The sequence below is a fragment of the Nocardia sp. IFM 10818 genome (genome assembly GCF_054655275.1).
Genome location: NZ_BAAHJH010000001.1, coordinates 131,119 through 155,829 on the forward strand (window position 1 = coordinate 131,119; position 24,711 = coordinate 155,829).

Annotated in this window: 27 protein-coding genes; 26 read left to right on the forward strand and 1 reads right to left on the reverse strand. The window is 62.0% G+C overall.

The window, feature by feature from the left end:
* Window positions 1–169 precede the first annotated feature (169 nt).
* Entirely contained in the window at window positions 170–889 is a 720-nt protein-coding gene (locus ACYQ5L_RS00630; protein ID WP_459954873.1) for a cutinase family protein, read from the forward strand.
* Entirely contained in the window at window positions 889–1,686 is a 798-nt protein-coding gene (locus tag ACYQ5L_RS00635) for a hypothetical protein (protein WP_459954874.1), read from the forward strand. The genes ACYQ5L_RS00630 and ACYQ5L_RS00635 overlap by 1 nt, the downstream gene beginning before the upstream one ends.
* A 265-nt stretch (window positions 1,687–1,951) precedes the next feature.
* Here ACYQ5L_RS00635 and ACYQ5L_RS00640 read toward each other — a convergent pair whose 3' ends face one another.
* Window positions 1,952–2,566, reverse strand: a complete 615-nt coding sequence (locus ACYQ5L_RS00640) for a DUF8020 domain-containing protein (protein WP_459954875.1) — start codon at window positions 2,564–2,566, stop codon at window positions 1,952–1,954.
* Between the two features lie 480 nt (window positions 2,567–3,046).
* On the opposite strand from ACYQ5L_RS00640, the gene ACYQ5L_RS00645 reads away from it, so the two are divergent.
* The 24 genes from ACYQ5L_RS00645 (at window position 3,047) to ACYQ5L_RS00760 (ending at window position 24,515) form a co-directional block, all read left to right on the forward strand.
* Window positions 3,047–3,256: a hypothetical protein gene (locus ACYQ5L_RS00645; protein ID WP_459954876.1), complete on the forward strand. Its 210-nt coding sequence runs from the start codon at window positions 3,047–3,049 to the stop codon at window positions 3,254–3,256.
* A 36-nt stretch (window positions 3,257–3,292) separates the two neighbouring features.
* A complete protein-coding gene (locus tag ACYQ5L_RS00650) occupies window positions 3,293–3,553 on the forward strand; it encodes a hypothetical protein (RefSeq protein ID WP_459954877.1) in 261 nt (86 codons plus the stop codon).
* 231 nt (window positions 3,554–3,784) lie between these two features.
* Window positions 3,785–4,186, forward strand: a complete 402-nt coding sequence (locus tag ACYQ5L_RS00655) for a hypothetical protein (protein ID WP_459954878.1) — start codon at window positions 3,785–3,787, stop codon at window positions 4,184–4,186.
* A 26-nt stretch (window positions 4,187–4,212) separates the two neighbouring features.
* On the forward strand, window positions 4,213–4,974 hold the full coding sequence (locus tag ACYQ5L_RS00660; protein WP_459954879.1) for a peptidoglycan recognition protein family protein: 762 nt from the start codon (window positions 4,213–4,215) through the stop codon (window positions 4,972–4,974).
* Between the two features lie 104 nt (window positions 4,975–5,078).
* Window positions 5,079–5,285, forward strand: coding sequence for a hypothetical protein (locus ACYQ5L_RS00665; protein WP_459954880.1), 207 nt, complete (start codon window positions 5,079–5,081; stop codon window positions 5,283–5,285).
* Window positions 5,286–5,411: 126 nt separating this feature from the next.
* Window positions 5,412–6,041 (forward strand): hypothetical protein, encoded by a 630-nt coding sequence (locus ACYQ5L_RS00670; protein WP_459954881.1) that lies wholly within the window; start codon window positions 5,412–5,414, stop codon window positions 6,039–6,041.
* 191 nt (window positions 6,042–6,232) lie between these two features.
* Window positions 6,233–6,685, forward strand: a complete 453-nt coding sequence (locus ACYQ5L_RS00675; protein ID WP_459954882.1) for a phage tail termination protein — start codon at window positions 6,233–6,235, stop codon at window positions 6,683–6,685.
* Between the two features lie 37 nt (window positions 6,686–6,722).
* On the forward strand, window positions 6,723–7,388 hold the full coding sequence (locus ACYQ5L_RS00680) for a phage tail tube protein (protein WP_459954883.1): 666 nt from the start codon (window positions 6,723–6,725) through the stop codon (window positions 7,386–7,388).
* 98 nt (window positions 7,389–7,486) lie between these two features.
* On the forward strand, window positions 7,487–7,636 hold the full coding sequence (locus ACYQ5L_RS00685; protein WP_459954884.1) for a hypothetical protein: 150 nt from the start codon (window positions 7,487–7,489) through the stop codon (window positions 7,634–7,636).
* A 147-nt stretch (window positions 7,637–7,783) separates the two neighbouring features.
* The gene (locus tag ACYQ5L_RS00690; RefSeq protein ID WP_459954885.1) at window positions 7,784–8,128 is read left to right on the forward strand and encodes a hypothetical protein; all 345 of its coding nucleotides are present in this window, start codon (window positions 7,784–7,786) and stop codon (window positions 8,126–8,128) included.
* A gap of 161 nt (window positions 8,129–8,289) precedes the next feature.
* The gene (locus ACYQ5L_RS00695; protein ID WP_459954886.1) at window positions 8,290–8,655 is read left to right on the forward strand and encodes a hypothetical protein; all 366 of its coding nucleotides are present in this window, start codon (window positions 8,290–8,292) and stop codon (window positions 8,653–8,655) included.
* A 42-nt stretch (window positions 8,656–8,697) separates the two neighbouring features.
* Complete coding sequence (locus ACYQ5L_RS00700; protein ID WP_459954887.1) at window positions 8,698–9,228, forward strand: hypothetical protein; 531 nt, start codon at window positions 8,698–8,700, stop codon at window positions 9,226–9,228.
* A 167-nt stretch (window positions 9,229–9,395) separates the two neighbouring features.
* On the forward strand, window positions 9,396–12,515 hold the full coding sequence (locus ACYQ5L_RS00705) for a phage tail tape measure protein (protein ID WP_459954888.1): 3,120 nt from the start codon (window positions 9,396–9,398) through the stop codon (window positions 12,513–12,515).
* A gap of 74 nt (window positions 12,516–12,589) precedes the next feature.
* Window positions 12,590–13,633: a DUF6301 family protein gene (locus ACYQ5L_RS00710; RefSeq protein ID WP_459954889.1), complete on the forward strand. Its 1,044-nt coding sequence runs from the start codon at window positions 12,590–12,592 to the stop codon at window positions 13,631–13,633.
* 205 nt (window positions 13,634–13,838) lie between these two features.
* Window positions 13,839–14,345, forward strand: coding sequence for a DUF6301 family protein (locus ACYQ5L_RS00715; protein WP_459954890.1), 507 nt, complete (start codon window positions 13,839–13,841; stop codon window positions 14,343–14,345).
* 391 nt (window positions 14,346–14,736) lie between these two features.
* The gene (locus ACYQ5L_RS00720; RefSeq protein WP_459954891.1) at window positions 14,737–17,277 is read left to right on the forward strand and encodes a hypothetical protein; all 2,541 of its coding nucleotides are present in this window, start codon (window positions 14,737–14,739) and stop codon (window positions 17,275–17,277) included.
* 31 nt (window positions 17,278–17,308) lie between these two features.
* A complete protein-coding gene (locus ACYQ5L_RS00725; protein WP_459954892.1) occupies window positions 17,309–18,187 on the forward strand; it encodes a phage tail protein in 879 nt (292 codons plus the stop codon).
* On the forward strand, window positions 18,184–19,863 hold the full coding sequence (locus ACYQ5L_RS00730; RefSeq protein WP_459954893.1) for a Gp37-like protein: 1,680 nt from the start codon (window positions 18,184–18,186) through the stop codon (window positions 19,861–19,863). The genes ACYQ5L_RS00725 and ACYQ5L_RS00730 overlap by 4 nt, the downstream gene beginning before the upstream one ends.
* Window positions 19,864–19,896: 33 nt before the next feature.
* The gene (locus tag ACYQ5L_RS00735) at window positions 19,897–20,322 is read left to right on the forward strand and encodes a phage gene 29 protein family protein (RefSeq protein ID WP_459954894.1); all 426 of its coding nucleotides are present in this window, start codon (window positions 19,897–19,899) and stop codon (window positions 20,320–20,322) included.
* The gene (locus tag ACYQ5L_RS00740) at window positions 20,319–21,893 is read left to right on the forward strand and encodes a hypothetical protein (RefSeq protein ID WP_459954895.1); all 1,575 of its coding nucleotides are present in this window, start codon (window positions 20,319–20,321) and stop codon (window positions 21,891–21,893) included. Before ACYQ5L_RS00735 ends, ACYQ5L_RS00740 begins: the two co-directional genes overlap by 4 nt.
* Window positions 21,894–21,939: 46 nt before the next feature.
* Entirely contained in the window at window positions 21,940–23,586 is a 1,647-nt protein-coding gene (locus ACYQ5L_RS00745; protein WP_459954896.1) for a hypothetical protein, read from the forward strand.
* A complete protein-coding gene (locus ACYQ5L_RS00750) occupies window positions 23,583–23,774 on the forward strand; it encodes a hypothetical protein (protein WP_459954897.1) in 192 nt (63 codons plus the stop codon). The genes ACYQ5L_RS00745 and ACYQ5L_RS00750 overlap by 4 nt, the downstream gene beginning before the upstream one ends.
* 7 nt (window positions 23,775–23,781) lie before the next feature.
* Entirely contained in the window at window positions 23,782–24,105 is a 324-nt protein-coding gene (locus tag ACYQ5L_RS00755; protein WP_459954898.1) for an LtfC-like domain-containing protein, read from the forward strand.
* A gap of 47 nt (window positions 24,106–24,152) precedes the next feature.
* Window positions 24,153–24,515, forward strand: a complete 363-nt coding sequence (locus tag ACYQ5L_RS00760) for a phage tail fiber protein (RefSeq protein WP_459954899.1) — start codon at window positions 24,153–24,155, stop codon at window positions 24,513–24,515.
* Window positions 24,516–24,711: the final 196 nt, after the last annotated feature.

The window sequence follows — 24,711 nt, forward strand, 5'->3', positions numbered from 1 at the left end:
TCCAAACGGACCTTACTGTGAGCCGTATGGACTTGTTTGTGAGTCGGAGCCTCGGCCGGATCGCCCGGTTCCCCGCCGCTGACCTGCCTTCGGATGAGCTGGGTGCTGACTCTCGCCGCCACTCTGTCGCATGTGGGCCACGCCCCCGGCGTGATCGGAGCGTGGCACCGTGATCGACGTTCTGATCGTTGGCGGCACCTGGGCGCCCCACGGCGAGCCCGTGACCGATACGTTTGCCCGCACCCTCGACCACGGCCGCTTCGCCCCGCGCATGGTCCCCTACCCCGCGGACTACGGCCGCGAGGTCCCCTACGCCGAGAGCAGCGCGGCGGGGAAGGCCGCGCTGCTCGAAGCAATCGCGGAATCGCCCAATCGTGTTGTGGTAGCGGGCTATTCCCAAGGCGCGGCCATCGCTGGCGATGTGGCCGCCGACATCGGCCGCGGCCTGTGGCCGGAGCTGGAGGTAGCCGCCTGCGCCTTGATCGCCGACCCGCTACGTCCGGCCGGTCAATGCGTCGGCCCCGACCCGGGCGGCTACGGCATAGCCGGCCAACGCTGGATCGCCGATATCCCTGCCTTCTGGTCCGCCGCCCCCGGTGACCCCATTACCGCCCTCCCTGCCGGCAACGCCCTCCGCCTGGTAGCCGACCTCTCCCGCTACTTCTGCCTCTCCGACCCCGAAGCGTCCCTCCGCTGGGGCCAGAACATGCTCGACACCGTCCTGCACCGCCGCATGCAGCGCTGGTGGGCCCCCAAGAACTGGTCCGCCTGGTCCGGCGCCCTCGCCTACGCCCGCGGCTACCTCACCGACGGCCGCCACACCACCGACTACGTCCGCCACGGCCACGCCGCCCGCCTCGCCGAAACGATCAACCGAGAGGTCGCCTGATGTCGCATGACGAGCCCCACCTGTTCCTGACCCACGACGAAATCCGCGACCTCTCCGCCCTGCTCCGCGAAATCCCGTCACTCGCCGAAGATCTCGAGGACTCGGTAGCCGGCCACGCCCGCCTGAGCGACCCCAACTTCCGCCTCAACACCCGAACCAGCGACCAGCCCCTCCCCTTCAGTCCGGGCGCCGCCAAGGTCCGCGACCACCTCCACGCCATCCTGGTCGGCTGGGTTCGCCTGATCTGCGAACAACGCGCCACCACCTACCCCGGCCACCCCTCCACCGGCACCCTGGCCCGCTGGCTCGAGCAAAACCTGATCGCCTTCGCCATGACCGAAGGCGTCGAATCCGCCCCCGCCGAAATCCGCGCCGCATTCGAAGCCGCCGAAGCCATCGTCTGCCCCCAACCCGAGCGGATCACCATCAACCCGAACGCAGTGGCCGCCGCCCGCCGCGCCCGCCTGAACGCCTCCGGAATCGCCACTCTCGCCAAACAATTGGGCGAGCCCTTCCGCACCCTCACGGTCCGCCGCATCCAAACCCTGCGCGATGCGGGCAAGGTCCACCCCATCCCCGGCCCCTGGGCAATGGATTGGCCCGAGCAGTTCGCGGTGGGCGAAGTACTGGACGCGCACCTCGCCCATCCTGTCCGCACCCGAAGGACCTCGCCGGCCCAGCGCGGCAGTCATCCGTCACGTGTCCGAAAGGCGGTGAACCCAGATGACTTTCACGCTCTCGCAACTCATCGAAATGTCGTCCCACGAGGCTCCGGACACATCGCCCACACCCAGTGAGGCACACGAGATCATGCGCCTCCACCGCGAGTGCCCCGCCAACCTCTGCCCGCGGAAGGCGGCAGCCTTCGAGTCGTTGATCGACAACGGCTGCATTGTTCCCGACCCTGGCCGCAGGTGAGGAGCTGATCGAGCTGGACGCCGTGACCATCCGGCATCTCGGACTCGACAAGGGAATACGAGACAACAGGTCCCGGCCCGCGATTCGCGGGCCGGGACTTTCCCGTTTCTACGACCCTCGCACCAGACTGTTCGGGTAGCAGGGTCAGCAGCGAGGCAGCCCGGGCCCGCCGCAGTGGTATTCGAAGATATTGGGCTCATCCGATGCGGGGAGGGACGCGCCGATGGCCCCACCGATTCCGGCGCCGATGAGCCCGCCGGCGATCATGCCGACCGGAATCGTGATGATGGCGAGCACGCCCATGCCGATCAGTCCGAACAGTCCCAGAAAGCTTCCGAGGACGAAGCCGATGGTGCCGCCGATGCCGGCCCCGATCTCGGCGTTGAGCTGCCGTTGCGAGAGCCACCGGTCGATCGGCTTGGCGGTGAGTTCGGTCCCGGACTGATCGACTGTGGCAGAGAGGGCGACGGTGCCGTTGGGTGTGGTGACGCTGAATGGGATCTCGCCGATCCGCGCACCGTTCCTGTCGGCCACGGCGATGCCGGTGTCGGTTGCCGTGAATCGCCCGCCGTCCAGGACCACCGTGATGTCCTGAAGATCCGGGGACTGCGAAATCGTGAAGGCGACACCGTGATCGGTGCCTTGCAGGGATATCGGCGCCATCTCCGGTGCCTGCGGTGTGGCACTTGCAGTGCCGCTGGCGATCCCTGTCACAGCCGCGGTGAGCACCGCCGCCACCGTGAACCTCTTGAGCTGCATACGTTTTGCTTCTTTCCCGCCGCAAAGGGCTTGCGGCGCTTCGCAAAGCTAACAGCACGTGGCGACATCGGTGCCTCCGACGCTTCGACCTGCATCTTTCATGAATCTTCAGGATGGGTGTTGACATTCCGCTTCGCTTAAGTGAAGCTATCTGCAGCGCCACAGTTGCGCCTTCATCCCGAAATAGCGGGAAACAATCACTCCGGCATCGGGTTTCAGCCTCGTTTGCCAACCCGAATCGTGTTTACCAGAACCCTCGATCCGCGCACGGATCGGGGGTTCTGCCGTTTCAGCACACGTGCCTCTCGAATCAGGAGGACCAGCAATGGTTTTCGGTCTCACAGTCGACCAGTTGATCCACATCGGTGGTCTCGTCATCCAGCTTCTGGCAACTCTGGCCCCGCTGGTCCTGTAATTCACCCGCGGTCTCTGCTTCCAGAGCGGCAATCGGGGACCGCGGCGTTGTCGGAAGGAAACATCATGCGTATCAACAGGGTTCCCGAGCCCGCTCTGGTGAGATCCGTTCTCGTCGCCATTACCGGAGTCATCGCATTCGCCGTCGGTCACCAAGTGAACACCGATTGGATCGACATAGCGCTCACCATCTACGGACTCATCACTCCGCTGATCGCTGGCGCACTCATCAGACCGGCGGTGACTCCGGTCCAGCCCGCGGACGGTGAGGCCTGAATGCATTCATGGCTCAACCCGGATCTCGTGCAAGCCATGGGAGTCGCAGTCGCAACCGTAATCGGCGCCGTAACCGCCTGGCAGGCACGTGAAGTAACCAAACTCCGCGAACGCGTCGCCGCCCTCGAAGATCAAGCCGCCGACGACCAGCGCCGCTTCCGCGACGCCATCCGCCTGATCCGCGCCCTGCAACGCCATATCGATGAACTGCTCGGCTTCCTCAGGCTGCACGTCCCCGGTCAAGAACCTCCGCAGGCGAGTTACAAGATCCCCGCCACCCTCGAAGAAGAAATCTAACGGCCCACCGCCGTTTCGCAGCCCATGTGGCCGGCCCCCGAAACCTCTCACTAGGTACAACGCGGGTTCAGAGCCAGCCACATGCCCGCCCCTCGCGCGCCCGTCTCCCGCAGGTGGTCCGCGGTCGCAGACACGGTCGCAGCGCTAGGGGCGCAACGGTCCCGCCCCCGATCCTCCCCTCTCCGGGGGCGGGACCCCCAAACCCCGGCGAAATTCACGAAGGAGAATCAAATGACGAGAATGGTTCGAATCACCGTCGCGCCCTTGAGCGAATGGAGCACGATTGAAGTGCCGGTCGGCGCGACATTCGTTTGGGCGCTACCCACCAGCCGTGGTGGTATCGGGGTTCCGCCGCGCAAGGACGCTATCGGAATGTATTGGAGCGTCAAGAACAGCGTGACCGGCGAAGAGGAGCCTGCCGCGGGCACGGAGCCTTGGCTGATCCGGGTGGGCAATGAACCGGACTCGGGTTTTCCGGGCAACCCGAACCCCTATCCGTTTCCGACCAGCGTTTCAGGTCTGCCCAACGCGGTTCCGTTCGTTAGTGACGACCTTTTCATCTGGGTGAAGAAGAAGGGCCTGTTCGACCCCGACTTCCCGGTGAACAAATTCCCGGATCGCAATCCGTCGTAATCTCTTGAACGGAAGTTGATCTCGGCATGTCTTGGACTGGAGATCCGTTCTGGCTAGCGGATGTATTGCGTGAAGCCGGATTGCGGGTCATCGAACATGACGGCTGGCGCGACCGCGGACACGGCGATTTCGCCGATATCCGCGGCGTGCTCTGCCACCACACCGCCGGCGGCGGCGCCAATGACTGGCGCATAGTCCAGTACGGCCGCCCCGACCTGGAAGGACCACTGGCGCAGCTGGTCCTGGAACGTGACGGCACCTACCGCGTCATCGCCGCCGGCGTGTGCTGGCATGCCGGCCGCGGTTCCTGGCCCGGCTGGCCGACCAATAACGCCAACTATCACGTCATCGGAATCGAAGCCGTCTCCCGCGGCGACGGAACCGATTGGACCCCAGCACAACTGGATGCCTACAAGCGTGGCTGCGCTGCCATCTTGGCCCGTCTGGGCCGCACCGCCGCGGATTGCGTGGCGCATCGCGAGTACAGCAGCGAAGGCAAGATCGACCCTGCCGGTATCGATATGGACGAGTTCCGTCGTGACGTTCAGGGTTTCATCGATGGAAAGGATGCGCCCATGAGCGCAGCGGAAGTCCGGCAGATCACCGATTTCATCGCTGATTTCTGCGGACCGATCGGCGGCGATGTCAAAGACATCCGCGAACAACTGTGCGGCCTGGGCCAACGCGATACCGGGGAGTACGGCGGCTGGCCGCAGCTGGACGACCGGACGGTCGTCGACGCGCTCGCCGAGGTGATCGCGCGGCTGGACAAGCTTGAAAGCCGCTGACAGAGAACGTATTCCAGTGCCTTGTAAACCCGGATTGGCCTTCCGGCATACAAATTCGGGCTACGTGGGGCGCCCGCTCCCGTCTCGAAATCGAAAGGATGAACATGACTGTCCAGGAAAAGATCAACTCCATCGGCGATCAGATCGCCTACGTGCGTGATCTGGTGGTGAAGATCCGCGCCGAAATCCAGTGGCTCAAGACGAACCCGCAGGCGGAGTACTTGGACTTCAAGCGGGTTGATGCTCTGTTGGAGAATCTGAAGGCGCACGCCGAGGCGACCGACACCGAGATTCCTGATCTGCCGAAGTAGGCATCGATGCCGGGAGTCCTCTATGGACTGCCCGGCACTCTACGAGCGAACTGGTGGCAGCGGACCGGTCTCCGGAGGACCGCATGTACGCGGCACAAAAATAAGATCTGAAAGGTATTGTCACACATGACAATCCGTACGTCTGTCCTGCTTATTAGTCCATTCTGGGGCAAGCCGCTTCACATTCCGGGATTCGTGCGCATCGAGAAGATCGAGCCGCTGGAGGATCCCACCTGGTACGGCCTGTCGAAGGTGTACGTCCAATACGACACTGACCACGCCGCCACTGTGTCGACCGTCGAATTCGTCGCCCAAGTGGAGCCGATCGTGCCGGTCCTGACCGTGCCCTCCCCGACCGATACGGTGATCCCCCTCGGCCGATTGGCGCTCATTGGTGGCTCCGACCGCTACGTCGGTTATCGGGTGGAAGGCACTGCCGCGCAGCAGCCCAAGCGCACTCTCGTAGTCACCGGATCACTTTTCGGCGAGGTCGACTTCTATGTGCCGGGCTTGGTGTCGATCGACGAGATCCGTGTCGTCGGTGACTTCTTCGATTCCGAGATCTATGTCACCTACAACCCGGTCGCCGGCGCAACGGTAGAGCACGTGCGCGTTATGTCGGGTGATCTCGATCCTATCGATCTTTCCGGTGTCAACGGTGTCCCACTGGGCCGTATCCACGATGCGAAGGCGGGTTGGCGGCACATCCATTACACCCACGAACCAGTCACCGCCACCACCGCGGAGAACGTCTGAAAGGGCGACCAGAGCGCTCCTATTCGGCGGCTACTACCCCGTCCCAAACCCACTCGGGGACGGGTGCCGTTCGTACCGAAAATCTCATCCAACCCCATGGAGCAGATCTTGACCGCACACGACGATGGCGACGCCGAGATCGACCGCATTGCCAATTCCGGCACGTTGAGCGTCGACGTCCAGGTGACATCATGACCGCCCCCTATCCGACACCGGGCGAATTCCCGGACTTCGAGCACTTCATGATCGACCTGTTCACGCCGATCTCCACCGTGCTGGCGGTACTGCCGTCCACCGGCGACCAAATCCAGTCAGCACTGCCATTCCTATGGGTTCGCACGATGAGTGGCGGTACGGACGTCAACGCGATCACCTACACCGCGAAGGTTCGTGTCGTGGCAGTCGGCCAAAATCGCGACGCCGCCCAGCAACTGGCCGCCCGGGCCCGGGAAGCGCTGCTTTCCGCGCCCGGAAAACCGGTGAACGGAGTGCTCATCGACTGGGCCGAGGAATCCCAGGTCACCGAGGTGAAGTACTTCCCGCCCACCCTGCAGCGCAGCCAGGGCACGGCGGATCTGCCGAATCTGGACCCGACCCATCAGCTGGTCGAACTCGGGTTCACGCTGCACGCCCGTCGCCAGTGAACCACTGGCACAACACTATTCAACGAATGGAGATTCCATGCCTGCCACCAGTCTGATGGCACTCAAGGACGCACAGCGCGAACTGCTGCTGAAGCCGCTCGATGCGGCGGTGTTCCTGGCGCCCTGGTACACGGCCGTCCCGGCAGCGTTCACCGACGCTGCGGGTGCCCTGCAGACCCTGCCTGCGGCCTACAAGTCGGTTGGCCTGATCGACAAGAAGGCCGGTATCGCGTTCGCTCGCAATGTGACTGCCGCTCCGATCGAGTCCTACGGTGAGCTGGAGCCGGTGCGCAACGACATCACCAGCGATACCACCACCATCGAGTTCGAGCCGCAGCAGATCACCGCCACCACCCTGGCGTTGACCACCAACGCGAACCTCGAGCAGGTCAAGGCCGATGCCGCTTCCGGTGAGGTGCGTTTCGCGCAGCCGTCCTCGGAGCAGATCACCTATTACTCGGCCATCGTCATCGCCAAGGATGGCAACGACGCCGCCCCGATCTACGTCTTCAAGGTCATGCCGAAGGTCGCCGTCACCAAGTATGCCGGTGAGCAGTGGATGGCCACGAACATCATGTCTCAGAAGCTGACCCTGACCGCGTTCAAGGACGACACCGCCGGCTACTCCGTCGCCCACGGTTTCGGCGGCGCGGGCTGGAAGAAGCTGCTGGCCAAGACCGGCATCGCCACCGCCTCGGCCTGATCCGAGCGCCCCTGACGTGGGTGCGCGCCGTGCGTCTCCGGTCACGGCCCGCACCCACACTTTCGTGAACCTGCACCGGAGAGAAGAGACAGGTCATCATGTCCGTAATTCCCACCGAATTCCCCGTCACCATGACCGACGGTGAGAACGAGTACCTGGTCCATGACGCCACCGCGTACGTCAACGCGGTGTTCGCTCACGGCCATCGCCAGGTCGTCCCCGTCGCCGCCAAGTCGAAGCAGAAGTAGCCCGACGCAGCGGATCGTCGACGTCCCTGTGCCGGATCAATACTGGCGCAGGGATATTCGGCAGGACCATCTCGGTCCGTTCGCGCCCCCTCGAAGTCGCAGGTCTGTCATCGCGACGGGCCTCACATGAACCAACCGGAGATCCCAATGGCAACGCCCCGCAAGGCAACCCAGTCCGCAGCTCCCGCGATCAGCGATGAGGGCCGCTTCTACGAGATCCAGCAGGAACTCTCGCGCAAACGCCGCGGCCCCTACTTCCTCACCAGCGATATCGCCATCCAGCCCATGACCCGCCGTCAGGCGAAGGCGCTGCGCGAAACCCAGGACGAGGAAGCGCAACTCGCCATCATTCTCGGCGACCAGCACGAAGCTGTCGAAGCCCTCTTCGACGATCGCCCCATCGACGAGTGGATCGCCTTCCAGGAAGATCTCTACGCCCACTTCTTCGGCGAGGGTTCTGCGGCGCTGCCGGGGGGATCCGAGGGCTCGTAGAGTTCTGGGACCGTTTCGGTGCCGCACTCGACTACGACCTACTGGAACGCGGCATCGACGTCCGAGAATGCTTCGGGCCCACCGAACTACGCACCCGCGACTGGCGCACGATCTGGCGGTTCAAGGATCGCCTGCCGCGTGGGTCGCAGTACAAGACGTCGTTGGCGATGGACATGGAGCTAGCCGAACAACTGCTGGCTCTCGAAGGCGACGATGTACCCGCTGAAGCCGACGCCCCGACTCCCGATGGCTATACCCTCGATACGTACCTACTGCTAACTATCATCGACGGTCTCCAGGGCGTGCAGGCTGCGGTGATCGCGGCGGCCGGAGCGGACCCGCCGCAGGCAAGGCCAATGCCTCGACCTGTGACCGCACTGGACTTGGTGCGGGAGGGACAGCGAATGAAGTCCATGCAGAAACTCATCGATACGTTCTCGATATTGCCTCCCGACGATGGCTCGGATGACAAATCAACCGAAGTAAGCTCTGGAGAAGGACGCGGTGATGATACACATTCGCAATAGCGTATCTTTTGCTTGGTAGCCCAATTTCGCAAGGAGGTAAAGGTGAGTGATCGAGGGCGCGAGTACTACGTTAAGACGGGTAGCCTGGGGGTCGCAGGCGATATCATAGCTCCCTATTCTGTTGACCGTCCGGCTGCTATGTGGCGTTGCACGGGCGGCCAATGGGAATATTATTCACTGGTCGACTGGCAATGGCACGATTCACCTTTCGCCGGTGATCCCGAGCGCCATGGTCTGGTTTGGATCGATGGCGAAGAGGCGGAACGTCGAGCAGCGAACCGCCAGTATTGGGTACGATACTGGGCCTACTATGCGAGTGAATGGGAGTACGACGAGGGCGGGGGGCCGGAATCTGTTGTTCGTCGCCGATCCAGTCCGGAAGGCGTTCTCGACGAGTACTTTGGGCGTGATAATAAATGGTGGCGTAGCGGTGAGATAGAACGATTCATATTTCCATACGACACCCAGCCTCCTCTTCTTGTCGAAATCACCCGAGAACGAGCCAACGACATTATCGAGGAAGTCTACGGCGTGAAGGATGCAACTAGTATGGGAATAGAACGCGATCGGTAGAACTTCTAGAGCTCTATCTCATCTGTTTTTTAGCGCGCCATGACGGCATTGCCGTCATGGCGCCTTGTGCTTCTGGGAGACGCTGCAATCCCCCCTTCTTGATCGACTTTATCGTACAGGATCCGTAACTCCTCTCTTTCGGATTCAATTATTGATTGGTTATTCGAATGGCCGATAAGCCTAGTATTGGTGCGTGGCGAGGTGACCCTGCCAAGAATGAACACAACCTGTCTCTCAGTGCCGCCGATAATCAGTTGACTTCTGACCGTTGGAAGCGGGCTGCTGAACAACGCGGACAGCTTGATGCGACGATGGTTGGCGTCCAGTCGGGGCTAGCTGCGTATGGAGCGCAGCTCGAAGGGCTTGACAAATCGCTGAAGGATCTGGACTCTCTTCGAAGGAAGGTAGCCTCTGCTGCGCAGGATGGTATCGATCCGCAGCGGTTCCTGAAGCGCGTTGAAGATCTCAATCGCTATACATTTACATTTCCTGAGGATCAATACTCGGCGGGTACTAAGTCGGCGAAAGCTGAATTAAAGGAACGCGGTTTCAAGCAGGACGGGGAAAGTAACCTGTGGGCCGATCCGGCCTACAAGGGCTACCACTCGTGGTGGAAGAATCCCGAAACTGGCGACAAGTTCGAAGTGCAGTTTCATACACCGGAGAGCTTCCAAGCCAAGTCGGAAAACCATCCGCTGTACAGGCTGAACCGCTCAGGTGCATTGGACGAATTCGACACCCCGGAGCAACCCGATGGCTCGGCACCTTACAAAGATGCAGTCAAACATCTTCAAGCAGAGCGTACAAAGCAAGTATCGGTGCCACCTGGGGTTGAGGAGATCTCGAAGCGACCTCCTAAGAGCAGAACCGAACTTCCCGACTCGGTGGATCCGGAGGCACTGAATTGGGTGCAGCAACGGGCCTTGGAGTCGCCTGCAGAGGCACCTTCCCCACCGTCTCGACAGAGTCCGGGGTTCGGTCCTGGAACCCCCCATCGAAGCCAAGTGAAGAAGCCGAATCGCCTGGGGAATATCGCCGACAAAGCGAAAGCCGGAGTAATCGGTGGCGCTAGGAATATTGCCGGCAAGGCCGGGCGAATGGCCGGTGGCGCGGGCGCGCTGCTGGGCGGCGTCGGGACGATGGCAGGAATGGTGCCCCAGTTCGCCGCAGCGATGGGCAGCCCGGGGGCCGTCGCACAGGAGATGCTGGATCAGGCGCCGGATCTGGCGGCAGGCATGCTTGAGACTACCGGTGGTGGTCCTGCGGGTGATGCGCCGGTCGGCGGTGCTTCGGCCGTAGCCGCGAACAGGCAAGGACCCCAAGCCAAACCCAGCCAGCCACCAGCGGGCTCTCCGGGTGCCGGCAAGCCGGGTCAGCAGTCACCCGCTGCTGCGGCAAACGCTTCCGCTGAAGCGATGAGGAAGTCGTCGGAAGCTGCCAATGCGTCGACGGCGGCTATGAAGAAGTCGACCGAAGCAGTCAAGGGTTCCTCGGATGGATTCAAGAAGTTCTCCGGTGAGCTCTCCAAATCTGCTGGCGCGCAGAAGAATGCGGCCACCGCGACCAAGAGCATGACCGGGGCTCAGAAGAATCTGAACTCGGCCATGAAGCAGAACCCACTGGGCATGATCGTCACCACGATCGGCCTGGCGATCAGCGCCATCACGCTGCTCGTGCAGAACTGGGACAAGGTCAAGGTGGCCTTCGACTGGGTGTACAAGAACGTCCTGACTCCGGTCGGCAAGTGGTTCTCCGATATCTGGAGCGGCACTGTCGTCCCGATGTTCAAGACCAGCGTCGAGAGCGTCACGGGGTTCTTCTCCGGTATGGGTACCGCCGTGGGCGGTGTTTGGGACGGCATCGTCGACAAGATCAGAGGTGTCGTCGGCATCATCGCGAACCTGGTAGGCAAGCTGCCCGACATCAGTTTCATGGGCTTCAGCACCAAGGACATCGCTGCGAGTCTGCAGTCCTTCGCCTCACCGGACAAAAAGGCAGACGGCGGCATCCTTCAGGGGCCCGGCGGCCCACGCGATGACGTGATCCCGGTGCTGGCCTCCAATGGCGAGTACATTGTGAACGCTGCCGCGACGTCGAAGAACATGCCACTGCTGGAGTCGATCAATTCCGGTGCGGTACCGAAATTTGCCGATGGCGGCGTTGTCCATTCCCAGTGGTCTTCGCTGGTAGGTGATCTCGGGCAAACCGCAGTCGGCCAGTTCTTCTTCGGCTCGAGCGGGAAGGCGCCAGAGGACGACGGTGACGAAATCCAGGACATGGACTGGATCACGAATACCGCCAAGACCGGACTTGCCAGCGCTGCAGGCAATTTCCTGTCCGGCATGCTCGGCGATGCGCTGGGAGTCTTCGGGGTCGACAGGGTTCCGTACCTCTTCCAGGCAGTCGCGCAAGGCAAGAACCTGGTAGACGAGAAGTTCCAGAACGCTTCGAAACCCAAGTCCACCGAGGCGGGAAACCCGGATGGCGACACCGGCGGTGAGGAGCCCGGCGCTACCGGTGCCGAGGAGACGCAGCCGACGACCTCCGGCGGCTTGTCGGAGAAGGCACAGCAGCTGATCGAATTCGCCAAAGGCGTCGAAGGTGCCAAATACTCCTGGGGCGGAGTCAATTGGGGCGATTGCTCAGGGGCGATATCAGCATTGGCCAACTATGTTGCCGGCTGGCCTCCGTTCGGCTCTCGCTTCTCCACAGCCAATGAGGAAGCAGCCCTCCGTGCCCGAGGCGCCAAGATAGGTCGTGGACCATCCGGAAGTCTGAGCATCGGCTGGTACCACCGCACCGACCAAGACGCACATACCGCTGCCACCCTGCCCAACGGCGTCAACTTCGAGATGGGCGGAGCCCGCGGCAACGGCCAGTACGGTGGATCGGCGGCGGGCGCGAACAGCTCCCAGTTCACGCAATTCGCCTACTTCCCACCCGAAATGTTCCTCGCCGCAGGCGGTTCGGTATCCGGTGCCGGTTCGTCCATCAGCGATTCGATCCCGGCCTGGCTCTCCGACGGCGAGTTCGTCGTCAACGCCAAGTCCGCAGACGCCAACCGCTCGCTATTGGATGCCATCAACCAGGACGCCGGCGCCCTGATCAACTCGGTCGCACCGTTCTTCATGCCGAACAGGGCTTTGCCCGGTACCGGCTCCAGCGGCGGCACCGTCGACCAGTCGACAACCATTCACATGTCTACGCCGGATGTGGATACCGCCTACCAGAAGGCGAAAACCTGGGAAGCCCAGCGAGCCCTCACCTACGTGAGTCGTTGGCGCTGACTCAGGTCCGAGCGACATTGTCACAACCGTTGCTGATAACGGACTCACAGGTCACAGGAAGTAGGATCCGTCACATGCAAGCCGACATCGAGGGTGCCGTTCGGATCGCCAGTCTGGTGGCGGGTTTTGACTGGACCTGGTCAATCGATGACGTCCATCGCTTCTGTGCCGTGGCGGGCTGGAGTTATGTCGAGTCTTCGGGGGAACGCGGCGCGGCCATTCGGACGGGGCTTGACGTCGCGGAGCCGCTAGCACGAGCGACATACCGCCGTAGATGGTTCGAGCGAAATCTCAAGCCTGATCAACAGGTATCGCAACTGGTGCTGTGTGTTACGGATTATGTTGATGGAACCCTGCCCGAGAACCATCGGTCGCTGACGGATGCCTTTGCTGAACTCGCTGATCGGCTCACCACAGCCTTGGGCGAGCCGGAGGTACCTTCCCCCGGTCCTGAACCGGAGATTCGTTGGTCTCTCCCGTGGAGTTCGACGTCACGATGGCGGAATACTGGCGCATCCTTCGCCCCTGCGGCATCAGTGCTCTTCCTCCGTATGGATGGTCAGGCGGTGGAAATGAGAATAGTCAATCCAACTTATCAGAAATGGTGGGACGAGTATCTGTCCCGAGACAATGACGAAGAAGCGGATGGCGAGTACGAGGACGATGAGGACATGGGCGACTTGCCGGATCGGCCGCGGACATGGCCGGAGTTCTCGGCGGCTTTGACATTGACTCTGACCAGCCTTCCCTTGGAAGGAATACTGGTAATCCGCAAGGACGACCGGGCCGTCGCACATATCGAGCCGACCTGGTTCGGGCTCACCTGCCGAATGTTGGCCGGTAGTGTTCCTTCCGCACAACGGTCCTCGGGGACCGAGCGAACGGCAATGACCGACAGCGGTTGGTCGATAGTGGAAGAAGATCGGGTCCCCGAGGGCTGGGTGCGCTCGTTGCGATGGCCTGCTTCCTACCGGGAATTCGAGGCCATGGCCGACGCTGTGGTTACGGCTCTGCGTGATGTATACCGCGTGGCCGATCCTGCAGACTTGGTCGTGGATGCGTGGGACAACTCATCTGAAAACTACCCCGCCATCACTGCATTCGGCGTGCGTAGTTAGGTTGCATCTGGTATGCAAGCCGATATCGAATATGCCATCGGATCGTCCCCTTGCGTCAAGGTTTCGATTGACAATGGATGAGTAGCAATGCCAAACATTTATGTGATCTACGTTAGCAGCTGAGTGTGGGGTGTCCGGAGAACATCATCGCGCAAGTGCCTTAGCCGACTGACGATTCGCACGCCGAAGGAAGTAGGATCCAAGCATGCAAGCCGACATCGCAGGTGCCGTCCGCGTAGTCGAGGTCGCCAAGGCCTTCAACTGGACTTGGAAAGACGAGGACGTCGCTCGCTTTTGTAGCGCGGCGGGATGGCGCATGCGAGATCCGCGGACGCGCGACGCGACGCTTGTAACGGACCTGCAGCTCGATGATCCGATCGCGTTTGTGGAGAAGGACCGTAGTTTTCTTCAACAGCACGGCGGAGCGAAAGAATCCGTTCTGCATATTCAACTAATATTCACCGATATCGGCCCTCTTGATGCCGGATCGAGGCGTGCCATTCTTGGGCAACTGAATGAGCGATTGACGACTATAGTTGGTACTCCGTCGTGGTCGGATGAAGACGGCCAGGCTGCATGGTATCTCCCCCGCTTGGTGATACTCGCGGAGTCTCGCGACGAGTGGCTCCAAATCGATATTGTAAATCCCCGTTATCAAAAATGGCAGGAAGAGTCGGATGCCTTCTTTGATGACTTCGAGGATGAGGATTGAAATCGGATCGCCGTCGATGCGAGGGTGAACCCTTTGAGTCACCGGCCATCGTAGATGTTCGCCGACCACTTGCGGTGTAGCGAATTTGCTGTATTCACCGGTTAGAGTCGCCTGCCGAGTCGTCGATTGAAATTGCGACAGATTCGCTTATCTAGTTTTTCTAGATGAGAGCTCCAGCACCACATCGCAGGCTATCGCCCTGGACTGTATGCGCGTGGAACAGATCTCTTCGCTATCGGTGAGGTTTGAGGAATCGGGCGAGCGCGGATGTGATAGTCCTGCATATTTTCTGCATCCTTTGGCGGCAGTCAAGTGTTCTGTTTGTAATTCTGGCATGGCCAGACCTATCGGTCGAGATATCGATTGGGCGATTTTGTTATGGTGGTGCAAAATGACATTTTCTGTACTAGGAAACGCGCCCGTATCGGGAATTGAGATCGGCCGCACTTCCGTGGATGAGCATGCTGTTTCTCCAATTCAAGCGAGGTCTCTGATCCTGAGTGACAGAGGTCTTCAGGATCGTATGGCTGAACTGTTGCGGAAGCGCGCGTCGGCTATGTACACCAGACTAGTGCTCAATCGGCGCTACTCCAAGGAGATCAAACTCGCCACTCGGCTCGTAGGTCTGAATTCGACGAAGCTAAAAGAAAATTACAAGGCTGAGCTCGACCGACTTCGGATATTGAATAGGAACGATCCAGCGAAGCTGGAGCTAGTTAAACACTTTTCTGCAGTAGTCCGGAAATCGCGGGACGCTCGTCAAGCGCCTAACAATTTCAGTGAAGAGATCGGACTAGCTGCGGCGCGCTATGAGGTCCAGCGAATGATTGCGGATGCTGGTGGCGACGGCGTAATTCTCGTGGATGGTCGACGTGGTAACGACACCTTAGACATAGTCGCGGTAATCAAAGGCCAGCTGGTAGTTGTGGAAGCGAAGGGAGGCGTATCAAAGCACCCTACGCTCGGGACGAGGATAGTCCAAGACGATGCGGGAGACTGGCATGTTGTCAGGCAAGGGTCGCGCCTCTATCTTCGAACCCTGATTTCCAAGGACAAGGGCCTGAGAAGAAGGCTAATAGCCAAGGGTTATAAATATATACTCGATGAGTTCGAGAAAGATACCGGAAACATACCGGTCGACTATCACCTTGTTCACGCGAGGATCAAGCACGGCGCTGTCGTCCCTGGCAGTAATCCGCGACGACGGAAGCCGGATTCTATTCAATACGTTGAAATGCGCACCTTCAACGTCACAGGCGGGGACATCAACACAATCAGTCCGCCCTACAAGCCGCGACTCTCAAAAGCGGATATCGACAGGGAACGAGCCAGGGTTAAGAAGCTCCCGGTCGCTTGGGGTATCGCAGTGGTCGGAGCGTCAGCAGGCCTGTTGGCAGTCCTGAATGCGTTAGCTGCGCCCAATGCTTCCGCTGAGGTTATGGCATCGGAGGCGCAATTATCGACTGCGGTAGGCGATTTCTCGGTTGCATCTGCTGCATTCACTGCGATAGCGGGAGTTGTTTCCGGGCTTTCGGCGAAGTTTGCATCCTTGATGGGGGAAGTGTCAGGCGCGCATCGAGAAATCGTTGAGGCATGGCGGAGCGATGATGTGCAGAAGCTGGTATCGGTGGTTCAACGGATATCCGGACTGTTTGCTGCTGCAGCTATTGCTATTCAGCTTTGGGCTATTGGCCAGCAGATACTGAATATGGTGATGCGGGCAAATCCGCTAGGGGCGATTGTTGGTGCTATAGGGTTGGCCATTGCGGGGATCGTTCTGGTTGTTGAGAACTGGGACACTATCAAGGCGGCGGTTGAAAGCCTGTATCAGAATGTTCTGGTGCCGCTGGGGCAGTGGTTTGGGGAGATTTGGCGGGACACTATCGTGCCGATGTTCCAGTCCTGTGTGAATGGAGTTGCTGGGTTCTTCTCTGGGATTGTGGATTCTTTGCATGGTGTTTGGGATGGGATTCTTGAAGGAGTTAAGGGTCTATTTCGGAAGGCGGCGGATTTTGCGGAGGAATGGATTCCGTTTTTCGGGGATGATGCTGCTCGGCTGATTCGGAGTTTTACGGACCCGGAGAAGAAGGCCGATGGTGGGTTGTTGGTGGGGCCCGGCGGGCCACGGGATGATGTGATTCCTGTGATGGCTTCGCAGGGGGAGTTCATCGTCAATGCGGCTGCTACCGCGCGGAATTTGCCGTTGTTGGAGGCGGTGAATTCGGGGGCGGCGTTGCGATTTGCGGATGGTGGGGTTGTGGAGGTGCCTGCGGGAGAGTTGTTTTCCTGGGGCGGTACCGATCAACCCGCCGGTGCAGCGGGTTCTGGTGGCGAAGTTGCTGATTCTGCGGGCAAGAACCCCGGTGGGCGCGGGGGCGGGTCGAGTCGTTCGCGTTCGAGAAGGAGTGGTTACGCCGGGATCGGGTCCAGTGCCGAGGCTTCCGCTGGGGCGTTGGCCGATTATGTGCTGGATGCCTCTACTGCGAGGGTGTTCCTCGACCGAATTGTATCCGGTGCCGCGTTCGATGGGTTGGAGTCCATTGGTGCGGAAGCTATTTCGAACTTGAAGCGTGACGGTGGGCATGTCGGTCCAACTGTGGTCGAGGCCGCCGCGGTGCCCGGGTTGCCTGCTGAACGGTTCCTAGCTGCGGGCGGGTTCGCCGGCGGCGCGGGCGGTTCCGGGGGCGGGTTCGTCGACTCGAGTCTGTCGTTGTTGCAGCTCATCAGCCAGGACGCCGGTGTGGTGTCCAACTTGAACGGGCGGCAGATGGTGCCCACGGCTGCTTTTCCCGGAGCGGGGCGGCGGCGGGTGCGCAATACGGATCGCTCCTTGGCGATCAATATTTCCGCGCCGAGCGTGGATGCCCAATTCCTGCAGGACAAGGGCGATGCGGGGCAGCGGGCGCTGTCTTACGCGGGGCGCTGGTCCTGACATCTATCTCTAGAACTGAGGTGAACCTGCTATGGCACAAGCCGCGACCATCGAAGTCGAGGGTGTCGACGGCTCGCAGTGGACGCTGTCCGGTCCCGGTCAGGGGCGGGAGGGTGTCGAGCTGGGGACGACTCCGACCGGGTTGTACGACGCGCCGGTCACTACCATTTGGAATTCGACGGCGTTTCAGATCGGCGCTACCTATGGCGGCGCGAACTGGCAGAAGCGGGATGTCGTTTTCGGGGTCAATATCTTCGAGACTCCAGGCGCCAGTTGGGAATCGGTGGATTCCGCCTGGCGGAAGGCGTGGGCATACGACCGTGACTGCAAACTGGTGGTCACCACCGAATATGGTTCGCGCACACTGCATCTGAGGATGTCGCAACAGCCGGAATTCAAGCCGTTGCGAGATCCGCATCTGAAGCGGTGGGGGCAGGTCACCATGACCTGCACGGCAGGTGTGCCGTGGTGGGTCGAAGAGGATGTGACCGCCGCGGCGGAGTCCACGACCGACACTCGGGAAGAGGGGAAGTCGGAGACGCTGTGGCTGCCGGTGTCGAATCCGACCGATCAGCCGCTGTGGCTGCGGTGGGTCGCTACCGCGCCGGGTGTCTGGACGCTGCCCGACTTTTCCTGGAAGGACGACGAGTACAAGAACCGGGTTATTACTCTGCCGTCGCTGGTGGCGGGTCAGGACATCACCGTCGACACCGATCCGATGGAAGAGATGATCGTCGCAGCCGATCACACCTCGGTGTGGGCGCGTATGAACGGCAAGATGTTCATGCACTCGGTGCCCGCGTGGACACCCGAGACGACGGTGCCGGTGACGGTGCGCGGAGCCGCACCGGGGGCCCGCATTCAGGTGCGCTGCCCGCGGAATTGGTCGCGGCCGTGGGGGTTGCAGTGAGCGACTTCGGGCAGGTGCTGGCCGCGGATCGGCTGGAGGCGATCTACGACAACGCGATCGCAGTCAGACAGAAGCGCAAGGATCTGAGAATCGAGCCACCGTTGATTCGGTTGTGGGACGGCGATTGGAATCTGCGTGGTATTTGCCGCGCGGAGATCTCCGCCGACTTCAAGTGGCTGCTCAACGAATCCGGTACGGGGCAGTTGGTGCTGCCGGCCGAGCACTATCTGGCCAAGTGGATCATGAACGCTTCGGCGCGGACCACACAGAACGTGCACGTCACCGTGGACAAGGACGGTGCGCGGTGGGGCGGCCGCATGAAGTCCGCCACCTTGAGCAAATCCGACACCGGCGTGAAAACCGTTGTCGTGCAGTTCATGCACGACTACGAGGAGCTGAAGTGGATTCAGGCGTGGAGCAATCCATTCCTGCCGGCTGCCTTCCAGTTCCCGCGTGTGTTCATGCTCGCCGGGCCGTCGATCTGGTGCCTGAAACTCTCACTGTTCCTGAACATCCTCCGTAAGGAGGCGAGCCTGTGGGCGCTGCCGGATGACCCGCTCGATCCGTCCAAGTGGTTCAACCTGGATCAGACGACCTGGTCCATGGTGGTCGCGCCGAACGACTTCTTCTCCGACACCTCCATCTGGACGGTGCTCTCGTCGCGCTGGAAGACCTGGCACGACATGGCTTCCACCACCTTGGAAGACGCGCAGTTGATGGTCACCACCCGCCGCTACCTGGAGGGCGACCCGCCACCGTGGCCGGGTGCGAAGCTGCGCCACGGGTGCCTGGTATTCGACATCGTCGACAAGTCCGGCTACTACAGCGGTACTTCCGGTGGCGGTTCGGTGCTCGACGGTCTGGTGCACACCGTGCAGCGGTTCGTGAACGACTTCCGCGAGCAGGAAGCAGACACCCTGCCCGATCCGAACGCGCCGGAGGAATACCACCGGCCCGACTGGCTGGGTACGCGGCCGTCGAATCCCTGGGTGGTGTACCGGGAATCGGAGTACACGGGCATTCAAACCTCGGAGTTCACCATCACACCGGCCACAGCCGTACAGATCAACTGCGGCGGTCACAGCATGCCGGGCGTGAACGAGACCATCTCAGCCATTGTGCAGATGATCGGAAACCTGACGGCGACGGTATCCATCGGCGCCGGTGCGAACATCAGTCTGCCCGCCATGGGCGGGCCACTGGACGCCTTCCTCAAACCGCTGTACGAGGACACCATCCTCGCCTGGATGTCGTTCAAATCGCCACTGCGAGCACCCAAAATGGGCTGGTCGCACTACTTCGAGTACTTCCAATCCGGCGCGGACAAGGGCTACACCCTGTCTTCCCTGGTCGCTATTCGCGCCGGGCTGTGGGCTACCCGTGGATTCACCTCGCACAAGCTCACGGTCGCGGATGGCAAACCGTATCTGATCGGTGAGAACGGGCGCGGGCACTACTTCCTCGGTGACCGCATCGGCGCCACCGTCGAAGGCATGCCCCGCGGTCAGATCTACGTCGACCAGGTGACAGCGCTGGAACTGACCTGGTCGCGCGGGGTAACCCCGGCCTGGCGCATCACCATCGGCGATGACAAGGCCCGCGAGGACCCGGTCGCCAAGGCGCTGCGCCACGTTTCCTCGATCATGGGCGACCTTCAGCAGCTCGGCGTCATGTAGCCGAGAACCTTTCGAGCACCACCGGAGAGCACAATGCCACTTCCCCTTCAGCACGAATGCAACCAGGACGACCCGGAAGAGGCCTACCTCTGGGCACTCGTCAGCCTCCCAGGTCCGCGCAACGGACCACTGCTGGTACCGCAGCAGGTACTCGGCAAGTGGTCGGAACGGTTGTGGGACCTCGGGTTCCGTCACCACCCCGAACTGCAGACCTTGGAATACCACCCGTCCGCGACCGACGGCGAACACTGGCTCGCCCAGGCGGGCGCGTGGGTTCCGATCGGCACTCCCCGCCCGCCCGAGGTCTCGATGCCTTCAGTCACGGACCTGTCCGTAGAAGAGCGACGCAACCTGATTCACCAGCTTCAAGCATCGGGTGAACTCGCCCACCTCATCGATGCTCGGGAGTTGCAGCCTGATGTGGCGCAAGACGGAACCTTCGAAGGGGATGCGCCATGACCAGCCCCGATCACCGCGTTCCGGAGAATTCGTTCACCGGACCCGGCGGCCTCAAGCCCATCAGGGGCGTCTCGCAGCTGACACAGAACGCCGCCAAGGCGAATATGGCGGGCGGCATTGTCAAGTCCTACGGCAATGTCGGCATCAACCTCGGCGGCGTCGTGGACTCCGGCGTGAAGCAATTCGCAGCCGATCTGTGCGATGCGATCACCGGTGCGACCGGCGGTCTGATCAACTTGAGCGGCTGGGCGCGGCAGTTGCGGGCGGATGCCGATCAGGCACTGCGGGATTCGGTGAAGGCCACGCAGACCGCGTCCGGTGCGCAGTCGGCTGCCGACAACCAGACGGTCATCATCGAGGCCACCAACTCGAAGATGCAGGTCGTGATCGATGGTCTTCCGGTCAAACCGTACTGGGAGACCATGAATCTCACCGAAGAGGCGTCATTTCCGCGTACCGAGCTGCATCGCGCGGTCTGGAGTCTGGCGACGTCCGGCGACACGGTGAGCGTGAACTTCGTGCCGACGTTCGTCCCGCCCGCGAATATGGTCGAGGGCGCGTTCATCCGCTGCCTCTACAGCGGCCCCCGTAAGGTCGTCAGCTACATCCCGGACGCCGTATCCGCACCGTGCGAGTTGTACGTGATCGTCGGACGGATGCTGCCGAATGGCGACATCAAGATCGAATGGGTGTCGCCCAACCAGACGCCCGAGATCACGGGCAGCCGGGTGGAGCGCACCGTTGAACTGCCCGAAGCGCTCGTCTTCGAGCAGGGTGAGACCGCGTTCATCGGAATTCACCAGCGCGGCGGCGGGAATCGGCGGCCGCTGCTCGGCATCGAGGCGGCCGACATTCCGCGTCCGCCGAGCGTGTGGCCACCACAGCTCAATGCCGAGTTCCCGACATCGTCCCTGCTGACGGCGGGGTCCGTGCTCGCGGCAGGCCATTTGTCATTCGCCTCCCGAAGGATTCCATATCTCTCCTTCGGTAAGGCGTCCGTAGCCGGTGAACCGATCAGACTGATGTTCTACGAGAACTTCGACTCCAATGTCATGCCGACGTCCATGGTTCGGCTGTCGGCGCGGTATGCCTACATCAGCGGCGATGGCGTCTTCCGGGTCCACGGCATGGACGACGGGTTACGCCGCTACCTGTACGGGCAGAAGCTCAACTACGACGACATGATGGTGACCGGGCGCATTCGCGACCCCAACGACCGGGGCGCGCGACTGTTCATCCGGTCCGACGCGGGCAACAACTCGTACGTGTCACTGACCGTTACCAGTGCCGCCGTGCACATCACACGATGGACCGCCGCAGAGACCGCCACCGTGCTTGCCTCGATCGCAACGCCTGTCGTCAACAACGACGAGCTGCGGATCAGGGCCGTCGGAAACGTCTACACAGTCGAGAAGAACATCGCCGGCACCTGGACGTCGATCCTCACCCACACCGATACCGCGAACGCACTGCCCAAAGGTTCCAGCTACCGCTACACCGGGCTGGGCAACGAGCGTTCTTCGTGGGTCGACGGCGGCGGCTGGACCGAATGGAAGGCCGAAGACCTGTGAGCCCGGATCGATCGCACCGCAGCCGATTCGATCGGGAGGTTGCGCCATGACCAGTCCGAAGCCGGTGATTCCGGATGGGGCCTACAGCGCCGCACCCGGTGCTCAGAGTCCAAGGCGCTTGGCGGCACTCACAAAGACGTCCGCGCAAGCCGCTATGCGCACGCCGATCGTGCGGGCGTATGCCGCTGTGCCGGTCAACCTGGCGACTGTGGTGCGGGTCGGGCTGCACGAATTCGCCGCCGCGTTCTGCGATGCGGTCACCGGATTCACCGGTGGCCTGATCGACCTGCGTGGCTGGGCGCAGGAGTTGCGGCGGCAGGCGGCGAAGGCTCGCGCGGACGCGGGGGACGCCGAGACCACGGCGGCCATCGTCGACAAGATCGTCGCCGAGACCGGAGAATCGGTGCAGTCCACCAACTCCCGGGTCCAGGTGGTGCTCGACGGTCTGCCCATCAAGCCGTACTGGGAGACCATGAACCTCACCGAGGAATCCTCGGTGCCGCGCAGCATGCTGGCCACGCGTGCGTGGAACTACTCGGATACCCCTAAGTCGGGATACAACCAGTACGTCTACCGGTACATCTGGTACTACACACAGCAGGGCCTCCCCGTCTACAACGACCGCATCTTCTACATACAGCACGCGCCTGCCTTCCAGCCGCTGCCCAATGCGATGGAGGGCGCGTTCATCCGATGTCGTTACAGCGGCGGGCGCAAGATCGTCACTTACATTCCGGAGTCGGTCAGCGGGACGCCCTGCGAGTTGTACGTCGTGGTCGGGCGTGTGCTGGAGGGCGGTGACATCCGCATCGAATGGGTGTCGGAGAACCAGACCCCGCTGATCACCGTCGCCCGCGCCGAGCAAGCGCTGGAACTTCCCGAGGAGATCGTCTTCGATGTGGGGGAAACCGCTTTCGTCGGGATCCACCAGTGCGGCGGCGGTTCGGTGCGCCAACTGCTGGGCCCTACCACCACGGACCTGCCGCGCCTGGCCACCGCCTGGCCGCCCCGGCCCAACTTTCGCTTCCCCACCTCGGCGAAGCTGGCGGTTGGTGCCAGTCTCGCCGCCGGGGCGCTTGACTTCGCGTCGAGCGGAGTGCCGTATGTGGCGTTGAGTAAGAAGCTCATCGGCAACACCGCGCCCAAACTGGTCTTCTACGAGGACTTCGACACCGGCATCCTGCCGGCGGCATTCGCGCAGATGTCGAGCCTGCCCGCCACGGTGGCGGGCGGTGTGTTCGTGGTGGCCGGCGGCACCGACGGCGTGCGCCGCTACCTGCACGCCCAGCGGCTCAACTACGACAACCACATGGTCTCCGGGCGCGTCATCAATCCGACCGCGCGCAATGCGTGGCTCGCCGTTCGGTCCACACCGGATCATCGGAAGTTCGTGGCGCTCACCGTCATCCAGTCGGGACTGGGGCTCTACCAGTACAACGACGGCACCTGGACGGGGCTGGCCTTCGGTGAAACCCCCGTCGCGAGCGGAGATGTCGTGCGGCTCAAAGCGGTCGGCAACATCTACACCGCACAACGCCGGACCGGCAGCGGCTGGACCGACGTATTCGCCTACACCGACACCGCCGGCGCGCTGCCGTCCGGGCCGGGACACCGATACACGGGCCTCGGCAACGAGCGCATGTCCTGGGTCAACGGCGGCGGCTGGGACTACTGGAAAGCAGAGGATCTATGACCACCACCGTCACCGTCGGTGACCGGGAATTCGCGCTCGCGCTCGAAGGCGACATGCTCGTCGTCGCACTTGTGGCCGAGGGCGTCTCGGCCCGGCGCGGCAGCATCTTCATCGGCCGGCTGGAGCCGATCCCCGACCCCGTTTACATCGAACCCGATCCGGTTGCGCCGCAGCCGGATCCGAGCTGAGGAAGCCATGCCACAGCAACTCGGGTACGACCCGACCAATCTCACCCTGGTCTTGTCCAAGGGCGCCGACTTCATGCACACCTTCGCGCTGGCGCCGGGCTCCGAATTCCCCACCGGCACCCAGGTGCGCATCCAGATGCTGAATGCGACGGACGCCGTGCTCGCCACGTGGAACGCGAAGGTGACCGCCACCGAAGCCGCCTTCGCCATCCAGTCCGACCTGGCCGACGCCATACCGACCGGCGCGAAATACCGCCTGTACGTGTCGTATCCGACGACGCCGACCACCGAATACCTGTGGTTCTTCGGCGTCGTCCGTCGCAAGCAGTAGCGCGTCTCGTCGCACTGCATTCCAACCCTCTCGACAGGAGAAACATCATGGCCATTGCTGTTGCCACCACCCGCCAGGCGCTCGCAGACGCGTACAAGAATGTCGCTGGGACGGCTGCCGCCTACGTCAGCGTGCATATCGCAGACCCTGCCACCACCGGTACCAACGAGGCGAGCGGCGGTTCGCCCGCCTACGCCCGCAAGGAGACCGTCTGGACCTCCGGTACCGGCGGGGTGATCACCGGTTCGCAAGTCACCATCGACCTTCCGGCCGGCACCTACACCCACATCGGCCTGTGGAAGACGGCCAACGGCGGACCGGCCGACTTCATCGACAAGGTCGCCATCAGCTCCACCACCCTTGGTGCGCAGGGCAAGCTGCTCATCACGCCGACCTTCACTCAGTCGTAGACAGGGGACGCCGTATGGCAACGCAAAAACTGCTCCGGCAGGCTGTGCCTCCGGCGTCGCCCGTCACCACCGTCGATCCACCGACCGCGCCGATCGGCGCGGCGGCGGCGCCCACTCCGGCCAGCACGATCATCACCGCCGAAGTGCCGGTCATCGAGCCATATCTGGTCGCCGGATTCACCGGTGCCGGAAACCT

What these genes read in the sequence shown, in the direction of transcription:
- ACYQ5L_RS00740 (WP_459954895.1), top strand. Translation starts at nt 20,319, where the DNA reads ATGACCAGCCCCGATCACCGCGTTCCGGAGAATTCGTTCACCGGACCC.
- ACYQ5L_RS00645 (WP_459954876.1), top strand. Translation starts at nt 3,047, where the DNA reads ATGCGTATCAACAGGGTTCCCGAGCCCGCTCTGGTGAGATCCGTTCTC.
- ACYQ5L_RS00735 (WP_459954894.1), top strand. Translation starts at nt 19,897, where the DNA reads ATGCCACTTCCCCTTCAGCACGAATGCAACCAGGACGACCCGGAAGAG.
- ACYQ5L_RS00755 (WP_459954898.1), top strand. Translation starts at nt 23,782, where the DNA reads ATGCCACAGCAACTCGGGTACGACCCGACCAATCTCACCCTGGTCTTG.
- ACYQ5L_RS00650 (WP_459954877.1), top strand. Translation starts at nt 3,293, where the DNA reads ATGGGAGTCGCAGTCGCAACCGTAATCGGCGCCGTAACCGCCTGGCAG.
- ACYQ5L_RS00640 (WP_459954875.1), bottom strand. Translation starts at nt 2,566, where the DNA reads ATGCAGCTCAAGAGGTTCACGGTGGCGGCGGTGCTCACCGCGGCTGTG.
- ACYQ5L_RS00675 (WP_459954882.1), top strand. Translation starts at nt 6,233, where the DNA reads ATGACCGCCCCCTATCCGACACCGGGCGAATTCCCGGACTTCGAGCAC.
- ACYQ5L_RS00705 (WP_459954888.1), top strand. Translation starts at nt 9,396, where the DNA reads ATGGCCGATAAGCCTAGTATTGGTGCGTGGCGAGGTGACCCTGCCAAG.
- ACYQ5L_RS00745 (WP_459954896.1), top strand. Translation starts at nt 21,940, where the DNA reads ATGACCAGTCCGAAGCCGGTGATTCCGGATGGGGCCTACAGCGCCGCA.
- ACYQ5L_RS00720 (WP_459954891.1), top strand. Translation starts at nt 14,737, where the DNA reads ATGACATTTTCTGTACTAGGAAACGCGCCCGTATCGGGAATTGAGATC.
- ACYQ5L_RS00680 (WP_459954883.1), top strand. Translation starts at nt 6,723, where the DNA reads ATGCCTGCCACCAGTCTGATGGCACTCAAGGACGCACAGCGCGAACTG.
- ACYQ5L_RS00670 (WP_459954881.1), top strand. Translation starts at nt 5,412, where the DNA reads ATGACAATCCGTACGTCTGTCCTGCTTATTAGTCCATTCTGGGGCAAG.
- ACYQ5L_RS00710 (WP_459954889.1), top strand. Translation starts at nt 12,590, where the DNA reads ATGCAAGCCGACATCGAGGGTGCCGTTCGGATCGCCAGTCTGGTGGCG.
- ACYQ5L_RS00635 (WP_459954874.1), top strand. Translation starts at nt 889, where the DNA reads ATGTCGCATGACGAGCCCCACCTGTTCCTGACCCACGACGAAATCCGC.
- ACYQ5L_RS00665 (WP_459954880.1), top strand. Translation starts at nt 5,079, where the DNA reads ATGACTGTCCAGGAAAAGATCAACTCCATCGGCGATCAGATCGCCTAC.
- ACYQ5L_RS00715 (WP_459954890.1), top strand. Translation starts at nt 13,839, where the DNA reads ATGCAAGCCGACATCGCAGGTGCCGTCCGCGTAGTCGAGGTCGCCAAG.
- ACYQ5L_RS00725 (WP_459954892.1), top strand. Translation starts at nt 17,309, where the DNA reads ATGGCACAAGCCGCGACCATCGAAGTCGAGGGTGTCGACGGCTCGCAG.
- ACYQ5L_RS00655 (WP_459954878.1), top strand. Translation starts at nt 3,785, where the DNA reads ATGACGAGAATGGTTCGAATCACCGTCGCGCCCTTGAGCGAATGGAGC.
- ACYQ5L_RS00690 (WP_459954885.1), top strand. Translation starts at nt 7,784, where the DNA reads ATGGCAACGCCCCGCAAGGCAACCCAGTCCGCAGCTCCCGCGATCAGC.
- ACYQ5L_RS00750 (WP_459954897.1), top strand. Translation starts at nt 23,583, where the DNA reads ATGACCACCACCGTCACCGTCGGTGACCGGGAATTCGCGCTCGCGCTC.
- ACYQ5L_RS00760 (WP_459954899.1), top strand. Translation starts at nt 24,153, where the DNA reads ATGGCCATTGCTGTTGCCACCACCCGCCAGGCGCTCGCAGACGCGTAC.
- ACYQ5L_RS00685 (WP_459954884.1), top strand. Translation starts at nt 7,487, where the DNA reads ATGTCCGTAATTCCCACCGAATTCCCCGTCACCATGACCGACGGTGAG.
- ACYQ5L_RS00660 (WP_459954879.1), top strand. Translation starts at nt 4,213, where the DNA reads ATGTCTTGGACTGGAGATCCGTTCTGGCTAGCGGATGTATTGCGTGAA.